The following is a 15,156-nucleotide window of genomic DNA, read 5'->3' as shown; positions in this document are numbered from 1 at the left end:
GAATGGTTATATAATCGGTTTCGGTTCCCGGAACTTTACCCGGAACTTTCCGGCATGCACACCTTCCGTCCACAGATAGGTCAGCGGGGTGAACTTCGTACAGTCGGCATACTTCACCCGCAGCTGCAGATCCAGCTGGGGGAAACGGATCTCCAGCCAGCCGTCCTTCCCTTGCTTCAGGAAATTCACAAAGGCAAAGTACTGCTTCATCCAGCCTGCCTGGGTCTTGTTGTAAAGCGCAAAATGCAGCGTCACGTCACGCGCTTCATTCCGTGGGGTCAGCACGGGGCTGTATTTTTCCCCGTGCTCTTCCCGTATGTCCACAGCCGTATCCTTCTTGGCCTTGCTCGGGGTCAGGATGGCCGTCAGGTTCTCCATGCCCCCGCGCCGGTCTTCCACCAGGAACACGCCGTATTCCGTCCAGATGTCCGTGCCGTTCACCAGCACCAGTCCGCTCAGTATATTGCCCATATCACTTCACTTTTAGTCCGTCACGTATCATTTTCTTTATCACTTCCTTCAGTTCGCCCAGGTGTCCGGCGCTCACACCGGTGTTCTCGGCTATCCGGGCCAGATGCCCTTCAGCCGTGTCCATCTTCTCCACCACGCTTTCCAGCCGGTCGTCCATGCTGCTCCAGTGCTGCAGCCCGCCGGTGAACATGCCCTCCAGTTTCGTGCCCTGGTCCTGCGTCATGGCCGTAAAGCCGCCCGCTTTCGCACTTTGGCTCGTACCGCCCTGCTGCGTCTTGTCATAACCGGTGGCTGCCGCCAGGTTGTCACGCAGGGCAAGGGCTTCATCCATATACTGCATGTACTCTTCCATCAGCGCGTTCCGTTCCGCCTCGGTCAGTTCGTTGTCCTCCATGGCCTTGCCGAACTTCTCCCACCAGCCTTTCAGTTTGTCGCTGTACATCTCACCGATCTTGTTGCTCAGCATCGCCCGCATGAAGTACTCGGATATATCCTCCGCCGCATCCTTGGCACCGTACTTCATGTTCATCAGGTTGTCGATGAAGCTGCTGTACATACCGTCGAACGAAATGCCCGTCAGCCCTTCATACAGCTGGTCGGTCAGTTCCTCCAGCTTGCCGGCCTGGTCTATGTAGTCATCCAGTTTCTCGGTCAGTCGCCCGCCATAGCCTCCCTTACCGGTATTCTGGATTTGCGTCCACATATCCACGTTGCTGCGCAGTGCCTTCATTTCCTCCGGGCTCAGGCTCCACAGGTTCCCGTCCCACTGGCGGCCGATCTGTCCGCTCAGTTTGTCTATCTGTGCCTGGTTGAAACCGCCCCAGTAGTAGTTCCAGCTGTGGTGACTTCCGCTGTAGCGTGCCTGTTCCTTTGCTATCTGCAGATAGTTTGCATTCGTTTCTTTTTGGTATTTGTAAGCATCCCGGTAAGCTTCCACCGATTTTGTCCCCTTGCTTGCCTTAATGGTATCGGTCAGGTCTTCGATGGAAGTCTGCAGTTTCTCGTTCCGGTCCGTAAGACGGTCTATAGCCGCCTGCACTTCCCTGGCGTTCCCGCCGATGCCGAACAGTTTGTTGAAACCTCCGAAAGACACCGTGTTCAGCAGTCCTCCGATACCATTCACAAGGGAACCGCCTATCTGTTTGAACAGGTCTCCGCTGAGGATATTGTCGAGTATTCCGGTTATCGCATTGAAAATGGTATCTATCAATGATGAGATAATCGGGCCAATACCGTCTTTCAGCAAATCCAGTATGGAGAGAATGGCCGATATGATTTGTCCGATGACTCCGGCACTTGACAGGGTTTCGGACATCCGGCTGATGGCATCGCCGACCTTGCCTCCGATATTCAGTTTTGAAAGACCGGTAAGCATGTTCTGGATTCCTTCAAATGATCCCTGCAAGGTTCCGCTCGCAAAGCCGTGCAACCCGTCGGATACCATGTTCAACCCGTCAACCGTGTCCCGGGAGGCACTTTTCACCTCCCCGGCAAGCGCCTTCATTTCAGAGGTGGCGTTCAGGTATTCTTCGTCAGCTGAAATGCTGGACGATTGGGCCATTTGAAGAGCGATTTTAGTACGTTCTATTTCTGCCTGGTTACCGCTTTCAAGAGCCTTGTTGTAATCGGTCTGCGCTGCTTTTAACCGAATGAATGCCGCTTCCTGCTGCAGTTCCGCATTTTGCACGCGTGTTACGGCATCCCCCAAAGCGTGCATCTGCGTTTGCAGCCGGGCAAAATCCAATGTCCCGTTGCCACCGGGGAGCATGCTTTGAATCCGTTCGATGGCATCGTAAACGACCTGCTGGTCTGCGGCTCCCGTTTTTTTGAACTCATCCGTCTTGACATACTGTTTAAGCTCGCCAAGCAGGTTCTTCATCTGGTCTGCAAGCAGACCGGTCAAATCCCCGAACGCTGCTCCCCAGTCTATCTTCTGGGTAAGGGCTTCCATGTCCACTTTGTGCACAGCCGCATCACGCTGCTTCTCCAAAGTCAGCCTTTCGCCCTGGGACTGTGCCTTGCGGATTTTCTCGGCATATTCTTCAGCGATGGCCAGTTTCTGCTGCTGGAAGGTCCCGTATTCCTTCAGATAGTCACGCATGGCTTCCGCCTCTTCCCTGTACACGTCCGCCTCCGCTTTTTTCCTTGACTCGGTGTTTGAGGCACGGGCTTTTTCAAGTTCATCCTGTTGCTCCCGGGTAAGTCCGTTATCTCCGGTGGAAAGACCGGCTTCCTTGTTCTCACGCTTCCAGTCGGCTTCCTGCCGGTTTATTTCTTCTTTCCGGGCGTTATAGTCATATTCGATTTGTGCCAGTTTCTTTTCGGTACCGGCTTGCATACGGTCTATCTCTTCCTTCCGGTTCTCGGCCTGCAGGGCGGCAAGATCCTGCGCCAGCCTGCGCTCTGTGGCAAGCCGTTGCTTGGCTTCCGCTTCCGGATTCTTCCCGGACTGTTCGGGGTCGGTATGTCCGCCGATATTTCCTTTTTTGGCTGCTTCTGCCGCTTTCTTTACCTCTTCCTCCGCTTTTTTCAGATAACCGTCGCGTTTGTTTTCGGCATTTTTCAACAGTATGTCATAAGCTTCCTGATCATGTTTCTTAATGGCAGCCTGTGCATCATAGAACTGCCCGGATTCTGCCATGCTTGACTGCATGATATATTGTCCCCATTTCCCGAAAAAACCCATGGCGCTTTCCGCCTCTTCCGGTTTCTGCGCCTTGATTTTATTCACCTCTTCATCGGCTTCTGCAGCTTTTTTTACAAGGTTCTGGACATTGGCCTGGTGCAGCAGGACCTGTACATAGTCCTCGCTCTTTTGGATAAGGGTATCATACCATTCGGAAAGTGTTTTATAATACCCGAAAGATTCCCCGTACTTGCGGTTCAGTTCCTCTACCTTCGCCTTTTCCTGTTCCTTGCTGCCGGTGAAGTTCTTTATTTCATCGATGACCGATTTCAGTTCGAAGCGGGTACGCACCATCTGGGCACGGCCGTCCTTCTCTATCTCGGTCATTTCCTTGACTGATACGTTGAATTCATCCACGCCTTTTTTGGCACTGAACAGGTTTTTCGTCCAATCCCAGATTTCATCACCGTACATTACCAGCAGCATGATGCCGGTGGTCATGGCCGTCTGCCAGGAAAAGAGCGAGGACAGGACCTGTTTCCATACCGGTGTGCCTTTCTTGCCTGACTTCTGCAGCTCATCATATTCCTTACGGGCACGGGCCAGTTCGTCCGTAAAAATCGGCAGGTTGTTGGATATGGCCAGAAAGAACATCTGCGGTCCCATGGCCAAGGAAGGCATTTCACGGGCCATCTGCTGGATGCTGTTGTGAAGCCCGTTGAACTGGCGCTGTGCATTGGGCATGTCTGCAGGGGTGACCTGCACGGATTCCGATTCCTCCTGCAGCAGTTTCAGTTTGCCGCGCAATTCCTCAAGCTGCTTCTCCAGTGCATGGATCTGCGCGATATTGGCACTCTGGTCCAGATTGGGGGCAGCCGTCTCCCCGGCAAGGCGCAGCCTTTCCAGTTCAGCCTCCAGCAGCCTGACGGTATTACGCAGTTCCAGCGCCTCACGTTCGGCCTTGTTCATGCCGGGCGTGAGTTTGTCCTTCATCAAAAATTCAACTTCTACAGGTTTGCTCATTCCAGTTTGCTTTGAAAAAATCCTACTATATCGTTCGCTTCATCCTCGGCGCTGTGTTCCGGTCTGGGAGCACCGTTTCCGCCGCCTTGCTTTTTCCGCACATACCGCGGCGCGTCGCTCAGCATCATGATCAGCGTCTGGTAATTCACCCCATCAAGGATGTAATCCACGCTCCAGCCGGTCGCCGATGCAATCTGCCACACGAAGCCGAAAGGGCTATGGGAACCTTCATACCGGGTTCTTAACTCCCCTTCCTTGCCTGGCTCAGTCTCGGAGTCATCGGGTTCGCCCGCGCTGTCGAGCTGATAATACGCATAAAATCCTTCGTGCCCATCAGACGCTCGAATGTTCGGAACATGGCCGTCAGATAACGCCACTCCACAAAGTTCCGCAGTACCCACGCTGTCACCCCGATGCCCACGTGCCGCGACACGTATCCCCGGCATACCGTATAGGCCAGCAGGCGGCTCACAGCCTTACCATGCTCCGCCACAAAGGCCAGTTCCTCGGTCTTGTCCTTCGGTTGCCAATCGGGTTTGACACCCGTCTTCAGGTATTCCCGCGCCAGCAGAATCTGACCCCGCAGCCTCGGACGCTTCATCGTCACACGCACCTCCACCGGGCGTTTCAGCCACGGAAGCTTCCACCTTTTAAGAGGTACGGACACGCCGCTGTCAAGCAGCGCGTCCGCACACTCCATCTCTATCAGTTGTTCCAAACGGTCAGCCATACGTTAGCCCTCCTCACTTTGGAGCGATGCTGCAGCCGCGGCTTCCGCCGGCGGCAGCTTGTACTGCCCCCACTCGTCCGGTATTGCTTCCGTATCGAACACGCCGTAAGGCTGCGAACCGTCCTCCGGCATCGCCACTTCGAGCGTAACCTCTATCTTGGAGGTTTCTGTAAGGGTCAGCTTGCCTGCAGGATTGGAAAGCAGCGTGGCGTTGGGAATCAGTACACTCTGTCCGGACACGAGGGAGAGTTCCCATGGTCCCTGCATGACAAGCACCTCCGACGGGGCTGTCCAGCCGATCGGAGTTTTCTTTTCCGAGTCTTCTTTCTTATAATGCAGGCTGCCGCCAAGCAGTTTGTGCAGGTTCGAATAGTTCATCTGGATCACATTGAACGTCGGGGCGATGCCGCCGTTACTCTGTGGGATGACCAGCACCGGGGCACCCTGCACCTGTTCGGCCTCGATCTTCGCGGCCTCGGGTTTCTTGCCGCCCAGGTCAAACGAGTTCTTTTCAATATACCCGATTGTGAAATCCTTATACTTTACGGCTCCTATGCCGTACATGAAATTCTTGTTCATCGTTTATAAAGTTTGATGGTTAATAACACACCGGCCAATAAGCCGGCCAATACACCTGTGATAAACGTCCGCATCCGGTTCGGAGGGCGTTTTTCTACTGTTTGAACGTCATTTGAAATTTCGCTCTTGGTTTCGCTACGGATGCGCGCCAGCTCTTCTTCATACCATAGCACCAGCTGCTGCAGACTGTCACACGAGGCTTCGGCCACGATGTTCCCGCTGTCGTCGCTGCCTACGGTCAGATTCGCCTGTCCGCTCTTGCCACGGTACACGGCACCTTCAGGAAGTTTACGGAGGCTGTCCGCAGGTATAGACAGCTTCACCGAACTCGCCGGTATACCCGCCATCACCAGTCCCGCCCGTCGGCTTCCGCTCGCGCTGTCGGTGCTTGCCGATTCCGTCTGTATCTTCTCCACCGTCGTGCTCTTCCTGCTGCTTGCGCAGCCCGCCAAGCACAGGACAGTCATCATGATGGCGGCAACTGTTGGCAGTGTCAATGGCCTTGCGCAGTCGCGCCATTTCGCGCTTGTTGGCCTGCAGGTCTTTTCTTGTTGCATTCAGTTCTTCTTTTAAGGGTACCACAATATTGCTCACCAAAACGCGGGTGGCATGTTCTGCGTTATCCACACGCACACCCTCTGCGTCGGCTTCGGCTTTCATCGCTTCCGCTTTCGCTTTCCTCACCGTAGCACGCAGGGAACCGATGGCTGCTGCAGTGCCCACAAGGCCGCCGCTAAGAATAATGTTCATGATCTCGCTAAAGTCCATACCACCCGTTTTTTAGTCAGTCAACCTTTTATTCTGCTTCCTCGCGTTTCTTTCGGAATAGTCCGATAACCCATTGCACCAGTCCCGTGTCGGCTACCCCATTGGCTACAAGTGAGGCACCAAAACCATAGAGCAAGGCAATGTCCCAGCTCACATCACTCACAAATCCGGCATCAAGCCACCACAGTAGCATCGCGCACACCAAGCCCACACACCAGCTCACCAGCTGCGTCACCCAGCCTTTCATGTTGGGGAACAAACCTTTCAACCCTTCAGTAAGCACCACCACACCGCCGACGAAACCGGCAAAGGTGCCAATCATTGCGTCATAGTCCGTTGCCGGAACATCGGCCCCTTGGGCCATCACAGCCGATACTGTTCCCAGCATCAGCATCATAAACAGCATAATTCGTTTCATTGATTGCTTCTTTTATTATTGGTTAATACCTATTTCTTTCAGCCATTTCTGTACATCGAAACTGGGGCAGGCTTTGGCCGCCAGCTCGTTGTGTCCCACAATGCGCACATCCGGGAATCTGCGATGGAAGTCCTTCACATACTTCTCCAGTGCCTTTTTCTGGCAGCCGGTGCGGGTGTCCTTCGGGGTCTTGCCGTCCTTGGCCACACCGCCGGCATACACAATGTGGCGGCTCACGCTGTTGTACCCCTTGGCTCCGTTGGTCACTTCCCAGGGATCCACCTGCGCATCCTCGTTGTTGTTCACCAAGCGTTCCACACCGCCCTGCAGGTGGAACAGGTCGGTGTAGCCCACCTGTTTCCAACCTCTGCCACCCTGGCTTACGGGCGAAGTGTGCCACTTCCGGATGTCCGCCGATGATACCTCACGCCCCTCCGGGGTTGCCGTACAGTGAATTACCAGATACTTCAATTTTGCCATACCATCTTATTCTTTCTGGTTTTGGGTAATGGTAATCTTGGCCGTCTTGCTGCGGTCGGCATTGAGCGTAAGGGTCAGTGTACCGGTTTTCTGACTGCCACTGTTTGCACCGGCCGAAATCTTCACGCCTTTATCCGTCGCTTCCACCTTGAAGCCGGCAGGGGCACTGCCTATCTCATATTCTCCGCTGGCGGTCACGGTCACTTCTTCACTGCCACCGGTTGCCTCAAGGGTCACACTGGCAGGGTCAACTGAAATCTTCTTCTCGCTCGCCTTGAACACGGGGTTGCTTCGCTTGTCCAGCACCACCACTTCTTCACCGAAGGCAATGTTCGTGTCAGCCTTCATCAGCATCTTGAAGAAGTACAGTTCGCTCGCGTTCGAGATCTTGTCAATCTGAATCACGTCTTCATCGTCCTGCAGGTTCACAGCCGCAAACAGGTTGCCGCCGGCATCGGGCGAACAGAGGGTGCACACAATCAGATCATCGGGCCAGGCCGCAAGCGTCTCAATGGTAATGCCCTTGTAGCGACGGGCATTCACATCGGTTTCGCTCGTGTTCTTGGACTCGCGCTGGGTCAGCTCGTCATCATACTTGTCAAAGTCGTTCACGCTCATCAGAATGCGGAGGTCCGGGTTGTTGCGGATGGCCACGGGAATCTTCGCACGCATGGCTTTCAGTCTGCCCAGCATGGTCGATTCTGCGCTGTCCACCACAATCACCTCAGTATCCTTGGCCATCTGGGTCAGGATGCCGTTAAACAAGTGGTCGTCATCATCCCCATATTCACCGTTCACATAGTGGTCACCCAGTTCAAACTGTACCCGCTTGGCCAACTCGGCAAGCAGGGCGTTCTGCGCTTCGGGCGGAAGTTCCGAGAATACCAGGTTGCCCTTCGGCTGCCATTTGCGCCAGATGTTCTCGAACGTGCGGGGGTTAAACACCGTAAAGGCCATGAAGTCCACCGGGTCAAGACTCTTTTCGTCGTAGTTGAAGTTGCCCTTCGAATCCTCCACGCCGGGGTTCTCCTTGCGCTTCTGGAGCATCTTGCCGGTCTTCAGGCGCGGCAGGCTGATTTTCTTCTCCACACCGGGAATCACCATGATCAGCCCCTTTTCCACAATCTCATTGCTCGTAGCGGCAAGCGTCAGCAACTGTTCCAGTACCTCGCCGCTGTAATTCGTGTTTCTTACAATTATTGCCATAGTTCAATCACTTTTTACGTTTGTCCTTAATTTCTCGCATACGCCTGTTCCAGGGGCTTTCTTCACCATTCGGTTCCAGATGCAGGTCTTCCATCACACGGCGCTTTACCGGCAGTTGGGCCAGGGCCTTTTCGCCGTTCTCGCGGTCATTGGCCAAAAGGTTTTCGTAGATGGGGCGGGTAGTCGCATCAATGCGACCGTCCTGCTCGGCTGCGTCAAGCAGCTGCTTGCGGGCGGCAAGGTCTTCGGCTTCAGCCTTGTCTTCGTAGGTCTTCACCTTGGCCTTCAGGTCGGTGTTCTCTTTCGTAAGGATAGGTACCTTGCCTGCCTCTTCCTCCAGTTGGTCCATCAGGCGGAACACATCCGCATCACTCGCGCAGTCCTTGAAGCGCGGGCGTTTCTTTACGTCTTCCAGATTCATGTCTTCTCTGTTTTTTTGTGGCTCAACGAGCCGGTTATTGAATAAAGTATATATCTGCGCCGGTGTACTGTCTGCCGGCACGGGGTCTGCATCATAGATGTCGTCTATGAAACCAAGGTCCAGGGCTTCCTTGGCGGTCAGCCAATGGTCCTCGCCGTCAAAATAGGTCTGTTTCACTTCTTCCTTGCTCATGCCCAGCCGCTCGGCATAGATTTCACTCAAGCTGCCTTCCAGGCTTTCTATCTCTTCCATGCAACGCTGCAGGTCCTGCTTGTTGCCGTAACACCCGCCGCTCACACTGTGCAGCATCAGACGGGCATATTTGCTCATTTCTACGGGCTTGCCGCAAAGGGCTATCACACTGGCCATGCTGGCGGCTATGCCATCCACATAAATGCGGATGTCGGCCTGGCTATGGCGCAGGGCGTTGAATATCGCAATGCCGCTGTACACTTCCCCGCCGTTGCTGTTGATACGCACATGGATGCGTCGGCTCACGCGTTCGGCTTCCATCAGTTCCTGGGCTATGCGCCCGCTTTGCACCTCCGTATAGTCTCCGATGTCCCCGTACAGGAATATCGTACTGGTGCCGTCGTCACTCGTTGTAATATTGAAAAATCTGCTCATCGTCATGTCTTTACCAGCGGTTTCCCCGCCTTTCGATGGTGCGAAAATAGAACATTCCCATGGCACCAAGAAACCGCGTCCGCATCATAACGTTTTCTGGCGTTATCATAACGCTGTAACCCGTCATCATGCGTACGCGCTTTTACAAACCCCGCTTTTTCATGCAATTTTGTAACGTGATTTACAACTAAAAAGGACGATTTATGGCAGATTTGACGAATGCCCAGAAAAAGGAATGGGCAAAAACTTTGTACCTCAAGGAAAACCTCACACAGCAGGAAATCGCCGACCGGGTGGGCGTGTCACGGGTGTCCGTGTCCAACTGGGTACGGGCCGGGAAGTGGGAGGAACAGAAGGTGGGGCTTACGCTCACAAGGCAGGAACAGGTGGCTAACCTCTACCGGCAGGTGGCCGAAATAAACAAGGCCATCGCCGAACGGCCCGAAGGGGAACGGTTCCCCTCATCCAAGGAGGCTGACATCCTCGGGAAACTGTCGGCGACCATACGCAACATGGAGCAGGAAGTGGGCATTGCCGACATCATCAGTGTCCTCACCGGGCTCATCGACTGGGTACGGGCGGCCGACCTCGAAAAGGCAAAGGAAATTACACGCCTGGCCGATGCGTACATTAAAGACAAATTATAAAGGGATAGACAATGAAACAGACTGACAGACTCGCTCTCCTCGATTGGGAGAAGTACAAAGAAGACATCGCAAGGGCTACACCGGTCGATAGGAACATGACGGCAGCCGAACGGGAAAAACACCGGGAATATCTTGAGAAACATCCCATAGAATGGATCAAGTTCTTTTTTCCGAATTATGTCAAATATGAATTTGCCGACTTCCAGAAAAAGGCTATCCGGCGGATCATTGCACACGATGAATGGTTTGAGGTGCTTTCTTGGAGCCGTGAGCTGGCCAAATCCACCGTCACCATGTTCATCGTCATGAATCTCACGCTTACCGGACGCAAAAAGAATGTGATTCTGACCTCCAACAGCAAGGACAATGCGGTGCGCCTGCTCGATCCCTACCGGGCCAATCTCGAAGCCAACGGACGCATCATGGCATACTACGGCAAACAGGAACTGCCGGGCTCATGGACCGAGGATGAATTCACCACCAAAGGGAAGGTCTCTTTCCGCGCACTGGGTGCCGGACAATCTCCGCGTGGTTCGCGAAACGAGGCCATACGTCCCGACGTACTGCTGGTCGATGACTTTGATACGGACGAGGATACCAAGAACCCGGACATCATCCAGAAGCGCTGGGACTGGTGGGAAAATGCGCTGTATCCCACAAGGTCCATTTCCGAACCTACACTGGTCATCTTCTGCGGAAACATCATCGCCAAGGACTGCTGCGTGGTGAGGGCGGGCGAAATGGCCGACTCCTGGGACATCGTGAACATCCGCGACAAAAACGGTTTTTCCACATGGCCGGAAAAGAACTCGGAAGAGGACATCGACCGCACACTGTCCAAAATATCCAAAAAGGCGGCACAGGGAGAATATTTCAACAACCCGATTTCCGTGGGAGAGGTATTCGAAAACATTGCATACGGCAAGGTTCCGGCACTCTCCAAATTCAAGTTCCTCGTGGTGTATGGCGACCCGGCACCGGGCGAAAGCAAGGGTAAGAAAGGCAAATCCTTCAAGACGGTTTCGCTCTGTGGCAAATTGGGTGGCAGGCTTTACGTCATCAAGACTTTCCTGGCACAGGCGCTCAATGCGGAGTTCATTGACTGGTATGTCCGGATGCTTGAATTTGTCGGGGGCAAGACCAATGTCTATTGCTACATGGAGAACAACAAGCTGCAGGACCCTTTCTTCCAACAGGTGTTCAAACCGCTGGTGGCAAAAGTACGCCGCGAACAGAAGATTGCGCTGTTCATCCGGGGCGACGAGGAGAAGAAGACGGACAAGGCTACGCGCATCGAGGCCAACCTTGAACCGCTCAACCGCGAGGGGAACCTCATCCTCAACGAGGCTGAACGGGACAATCCGCACATGAAGGAACTGGAGGATCAATTCAAGTTGTTCACCCTGACCATGCGCTATCCGGCCGACGGACCGGATGCGGTCGAAGGGGCGAACCGTATCATTGACGAACTGATCAGGCGCATTGAACCGCCCGTATTCCGATCACGGAAGGATGTAAGAAAACGGAATAAGAAAAGATTATGACAACTCTAAAACAATAGGACTATGAGCAAATTTGTTGAACTTACCGATTACGATGCGAGCATCCACCGAGACATCCTCGACGCACTGGTTCGCGAAGACGAAACGGTCATTGAGGTTTGCGAGGACAGGGCCATTGCCGAAATGCGGTGTTATCTGGGCAAACGCTACGACTGCAACAAGATTTTTGCAGCCACCGGCGAGAACCGTAACCAGCTCGTGCTGATGATGGTCATCGACATGGCGGTCTATCACATCTTCTGCATCCACAACCCGCAGAAACTTTCCCAGGTACGCAAGGATCGTTACGAACGGGCGGTGGAATGGATGAAGGCGGTGGCCGACGAGGACATTTCAATCGAAGGGGCTCCGCTGCTGCCCGAGGAACAAAGGGCGGGCAGGTCGGATTTCCGCATTCAAAGCAACCGCAAACGAACGAACCACTGGTAAAAAGCAAGCATCATGAAAAAGAAAAACAGAAAAACTGGCAAAGCCGGCATCATCACCGTAGGGGGAAACTTCACGTTGCCGGGACAAAAGAGACCGAATGTGATTGTGCTCACACAGCCCAAACGCTTCGGGCTGGACATTTCCGACTACATGGCAGCCGTAAGGGTGGCCGAGAATGTCGATTTCTCGCGACGTTACAAACTTTATGACCTCTACGAGGACATTCTGATGGATACCCACCTTTCCTGTGTGCTCGAAAAGCGAAAGAATGCCGTGCTGTGCTCCAACATGGAATTCCGGGTGGACGGGAAGCCCGACGATAAAATCAACGAACAGATACAGTCGCCCTGGTTCAACCGGCTGGTGGGTGACATCCTTGATGCGAAATTCTGGGGCTTCTCGCTCTGCCAGTTCTACAAGCTGCAGGAGTGGGTGGATTATGACCTGGTACCACGCAAGCATGTGGATCCGGTCAGGGAACTCATCCTGCGCCACCAGACGGACATTACCGGCCATTCCTGGAATGAATATACCGACCTGCTGTTTGTGGGTTCACCGTCCGATTTGGGGCTGTTGGCCAAGGCTGCACCTTGGGTCATCTACAAACGTAACACTACGGGCGACTGGGCACAGTTCTCCGAGGTATTCGGCATGCCTATCCAGGAATATATCTATGATTCCGACGACGACGAGTCACGCCAGCGGGCCATGGAGGATGCGGCCAATGCCGGAAGTCTGGCGCAGTTCTTCCATGCCAAGGACACGGAACTCAAACTCACGGAAGCCGGAAACAAAACAGGGTCTGCCGATGTCTATGAACGCCTCTGCGAGCGGTGCAACAACGAAATTTCCAAACTGATACTGGGCAATACGCTGACCACCGAATCGTCCGAAAAAGGCACGCAGGCTTTGGGTACGGTTCATAAGAAAGTAGAGGACAAGGTACTGGAGGCCGACCGGAAGTACGTGCTCAACGTGCTGAATTACGACATGACGGACATTCTGCTGCGCATGGGCATCAACACCGAAGGGGGTACGTTCTGTTTCCCCGAACCGAAGGAAACGGATGCCGGTACCAAAATATCCATCCTCACGCAGCTGAAGAAGAACTTCAACATCCCCATCGACGACGACTATCTCTATGAGGAATTCGGTATCGACAAACCGGCCAATTACGAGCAGCTGAAGGCGGAACAAAAGACGGCTGAACAAGCCGACCAGATTCCAAGCCCGAAGAAGGAGCCGGAGCCAGCGAATAAGGGACGGGATGATGAACCGACACCGAAACAGAAAAGAAACTTCCGGAACTGGCTCAAAGGTTTTTTCGTGAAAGCCCCGGCAGACGGGGCAGCTTTAGACTGGTAGTCGACAGACTGTATGCGGCTGATAATGGCAGCATCTCCATGGAGTTTGACTTCTCCGAAGAGGTGCTGCGGCGTGCCTTGCTGAACATATACAGCAGGGACTTTCATCCGGCAACCGAAATCGAAATCAACCTGTTCAATGAAATATGGGCAAAGATGGACAAGGCGGCAAAGGAAGGGTTCAGCAAATCCAAGGCCATTACTCCGGACGAGGATTTCAGAAATGCCATACTCCGGAACAATGCCGTATTCTCGGCATTCAAGGTACATCGTATGCAGAATGACATGGCACGACTTTTATTGGATTCAAACGGCATTTTAAAACCGTTCGACAAATGGGTACAGGAAGTCTTGCCCATTGCTTCCCATCAGGTTCGTCACTGGCTGCGGACGGAGTATGATACGGCGGTCATCCGGGCGCATCAGGCGGCTGACTGGCAACAGTTCCTGCGCGAACGCGATATTCTGCCCAACCTCAAATGGCTACCGTCCACCTCCATTCATCGGGGGCTGACCACCGCCCGTTCTGGAATACCATCCGGCCGATTGATGACACGTTCTGGAACATCCACCGACCGGGCGACCGGTGGAACTGCAAGTGCGACCTCACTGCCACCGACGAGGAGCCGACACCACTTCCGGACGAAGACGACAAGAACAAGCCCCAGCCCGGACTGGATAACAATCCGGGAACGGACGGCAAACTGTTTTCCGACAATCATCCATATCAGGCAGAAGCCCACAAGGGTGCCCAAAAAGCGGTGGATAAACTTATGGCCCGTATTGACGAGATGATTGCGGAAATGCCGGACTACCTTACCGGGGAGGAAAAAATGGCCATTGCCCGGAACAACCTCGAAATGGAAAAGGCTCTTAAAATCAAAAAAGGAAAACCTATGGATGTGGATAAGGCGGACAAACAGAATGCAAATCCCAAACATGTGGAAGAGTATATTTTGGATTCCAAAGGAATATACCGCGATAAAAGGGGAAACAGATACCGGAAGAACAGCGATTACGATAAAAAACGGGATACTCCATACAGTATCAACTGCCAGACTTGCGCACCGGCATACGCTTTACGATTACGTGGATGGGATATTACCGCCAAAGGCAATGTCGCAGGGTCTAAACTTGAATATCTGAGTAATGGACGTGCTTTTGAAGTCTGGAAAAACACCGACGGTACTCCGGCGCAACATATAAGTATAAACAGCTGGCTTGCGCACAAAGGATACCTGAAAATGACCCCTAAAAGGTACATGGAGTATTTCAATGAGGTATGTAAGGAAGAAGGCGTGTATGAATTGTGCATCGGCTGGAAAAGTGGAGGAGGTCATGCTACAATCCTGCAACGGTTTGCGGATGGTGAACTAAGGTATATCGAACCCCAAAGCGATAATTCTGCCGGTTCAGGAATGGAATGGAAAGACGTAAAATATTTATGTGAAATAGGAGCTGCGACTTCCCACAACTGCAGGGGAGTCCTGAGAATTGACAATAAGCTATTCGATGTCTCCTTCCTCGATATTTTCGATACATGAATCGATAACGTCAAGGGATAACGGACCGGTTATTTCGGTTGCGTCTTTACCGTCATACAGATAGACGAAAGGATAACCGGTACAGGAGTCCCCCGGAAACTTGAACACATAGGCTTCCTGGCCTTCATAAATACCAAGGTATTCGAAGGTGTCACCGTATTGCTCAATAAGTACACGGGCCTCGTTCTTTACTTGTTCCGGTATATTCATAACGCATAAAAGGCATATTGGAAGCCTCGGTTGCAAAGTTATAAATTATTC

Annotated in this window: 18 protein-coding genes; 6 read left to right on the top strand and 12 right to left on the bottom strand. The window is 53.2% G+C overall.

Annotation, left to right across the window (positions count from 1 at the left end; genetic code table 11):
* Positions 1-6: 6 nt before the first annotated feature.
* From GD630_RS02600 to GD630_RS02550, 11 genes are read right to left on the bottom strand one after another with little or no spacing between them, the layout of a single operon-like run.
* On the bottom strand, positions 7-471 hold the full coding sequence (locus tag GD630_RS02600) for a hypothetical protein (RefSeq protein WP_005798248.1): 465 nt from the start codon (positions 469-471) through the stop codon (positions 7-9).
* Between the two features lies 1 nt (position 472).
* Positions 473-4,120, bottom strand: coding sequence for a viral A-type inclusion protein (locus GD630_RS02595; protein ID WP_032569711.1), 3,648 nt, complete (start codon positions 4,118-4,120; stop codon positions 473-475).
* Complete coding sequence (locus GD630_RS02590) at positions 4,117-4,323, bottom strand: hypothetical protein (protein WP_007562496.1); 207 nt, start codon at positions 4,321-4,323, stop codon at positions 4,117-4,119. The genes GD630_RS02595 and GD630_RS02590 overlap by 4 nt, the downstream gene beginning before the upstream one ends.
* A 38-nt stretch (positions 4,324-4,361) precedes the next feature.
* Positions 4,362-4,850 carry a hypothetical protein gene (locus tag GD630_RS02585; RefSeq protein WP_005798252.1) on the bottom strand — a complete coding sequence of 163 codons (489 nt, stop codon included), beginning with the start codon at positions 4,848-4,850 and terminating at the stop codon, positions 4,362-4,364.
* A gap of 3 nt (positions 4,851-4,853) precedes the next feature.
* Positions 4,854-5,429, bottom strand: a complete 576-nt coding sequence (locus GD630_RS02580) for a hypothetical protein (RefSeq protein WP_005798256.1) — start codon at positions 5,427-5,429, stop codon at positions 4,854-4,856.
* Positions 5,426-5,752 carry a hypothetical protein gene (locus tag GD630_RS02575; RefSeq protein WP_224205180.1) on the bottom strand — a complete coding sequence of 109 codons (327 nt, stop codon included), beginning with the start codon at positions 5,750-5,752 and terminating at the stop codon, positions 5,426-5,428. Before GD630_RS02575 ends, GD630_RS02580 begins: the two co-directional genes overlap by 4 nt.
* Positions 5,718-6,197, bottom strand: coding sequence for a hypothetical protein (locus GD630_RS02570; RefSeq protein WP_007562503.1), 480 nt, complete (start codon positions 6,195-6,197; stop codon positions 5,718-5,720). The genes GD630_RS02575 and GD630_RS02570 overlap by 35 nt, the downstream gene beginning before the upstream one ends.
* A 28-nt stretch (positions 6,198-6,225) precedes the next feature.
* On the bottom strand, positions 6,226-6,615 hold the full coding sequence (locus GD630_RS02565) for a hypothetical protein (protein WP_007562505.1): 390 nt from the start codon (positions 6,613-6,615) through the stop codon (positions 6,226-6,228).
* 15 nt (positions 6,616-6,630) lie between these two features.
* The gene (locus GD630_RS02560) at positions 6,631-7,095 is read right to left on the bottom strand and encodes an N-acetylmuramoyl-L-alanine amidase (protein ID WP_007562507.1); all 465 of its coding nucleotides are present in this window, start codon (positions 7,093-7,095) and stop codon (positions 6,631-6,633) included.
* Positions 7,096-7,101: 6 nt separating this feature from the next.
* On the bottom strand, positions 7,102-8,301 hold the full coding sequence (locus GD630_RS02555; protein WP_117737026.1) for a BACON domain-containing protein: 1,200 nt from the start codon (positions 8,299-8,301) through the stop codon (positions 7,102-7,104).
* 7 nt (positions 8,302-8,308) lie between these two features.
* Positions 8,309-9,349 (bottom strand): head maturation protease, ClpP-related, encoded by a 1,041-nt coding sequence (locus tag GD630_RS02550; RefSeq protein ID WP_022199168.1) that lies wholly within the window; start codon positions 9,347-9,349, stop codon positions 8,309-8,311.
* 203 nt (positions 9,350-9,552) lie between these two features.
* Between GD630_RS02550 and GD630_RS02545 the strand changes: the two genes are divergently transcribed.
* Genes GD630_RS02545 through GD630_RS21650 form a run of 6 tightly spaced genes read left to right on the top strand, consistent with a single transcriptional unit; the run spans position 9,553 to position 14,895 of the window.
* Complete coding sequence (locus GD630_RS02545) at positions 9,553-9,996, top strand: helix-turn-helix domain-containing protein (protein ID WP_117833822.1); 444 nt, start codon at positions 9,553-9,555, stop codon at positions 9,994-9,996.
* Positions 9,997-10,007: 11 nt separating this feature from the next.
* Positions 10,008-11,540: a hypothetical protein gene (locus GD630_RS02540; protein WP_007562515.1), complete on the top strand. Its 1,533-nt coding sequence runs from the start codon at positions 10,008-10,010 to the stop codon at positions 11,538-11,540.
* 21 nt (positions 11,541-11,561) lie between these two features.
* On the top strand, positions 11,562-11,987 hold the full coding sequence (locus GD630_RS02535; RefSeq protein ID WP_007562516.1) for a phage protein Gp36 family protein: 426 nt from the start codon (positions 11,562-11,564) through the stop codon (positions 11,985-11,987).
* A gap of 12 nt (positions 11,988-11,999) precedes the next feature.
* The gene (locus tag GD630_RS02530) at positions 12,000-13,352 is read left to right on the top strand and encodes a phage portal protein family protein (protein WP_143865088.1); all 1,353 of its coding nucleotides are present in this window, start codon (positions 12,000-12,002) and stop codon (positions 13,350-13,352) included.
* A gap of 38 nt (positions 13,353-13,390) precedes the next feature.
* Positions 13,391-14,146 carry a hypothetical protein gene (locus tag GD630_RS21655; protein WP_455550315.1) on the top strand — a complete coding sequence of 252 codons (756 nt, stop codon included), beginning with the start codon at positions 13,391-13,393 and terminating at the stop codon, positions 14,144-14,146.
* On the top strand, positions 14,113-14,895 hold the full coding sequence (locus tag GD630_RS21650) for a toxin glutamine deamidase domain-containing protein (RefSeq protein WP_455550314.1): 783 nt from the start codon (positions 14,113-14,115) through the stop codon (positions 14,893-14,895). The genes GD630_RS21655 and GD630_RS21650 overlap by 34 nt, the downstream gene beginning before the upstream one ends.
* Here the strand turns inward: GD630_RS21650 and GD630_RS02520 are convergent.
* The gene (locus GD630_RS02520) at positions 14,857-15,105 is read right to left on the bottom strand and encodes a hypothetical protein (protein WP_007562519.1); all 249 of its coding nucleotides are present in this window, start codon (positions 15,103-15,105) and stop codon (positions 14,857-14,859) included. The genes GD630_RS21650 and GD630_RS02520 overlap by 39 nt on opposite strands.
* Positions 15,106-15,156 lie beyond the last annotated feature (51 nt).

Source organism: Bacteroides zhangwenhongii, from assembly GCF_009193325.2.
Taxonomy (GTDB): Bacteria; Bacteroidota; Bacteroidia; order Bacteroidales; family Bacteroidaceae; genus Bacteroides; species Bacteroides zhangwenhongii.
This window is presented reverse-complemented; position numbering and strand designations above follow the sequence as displayed.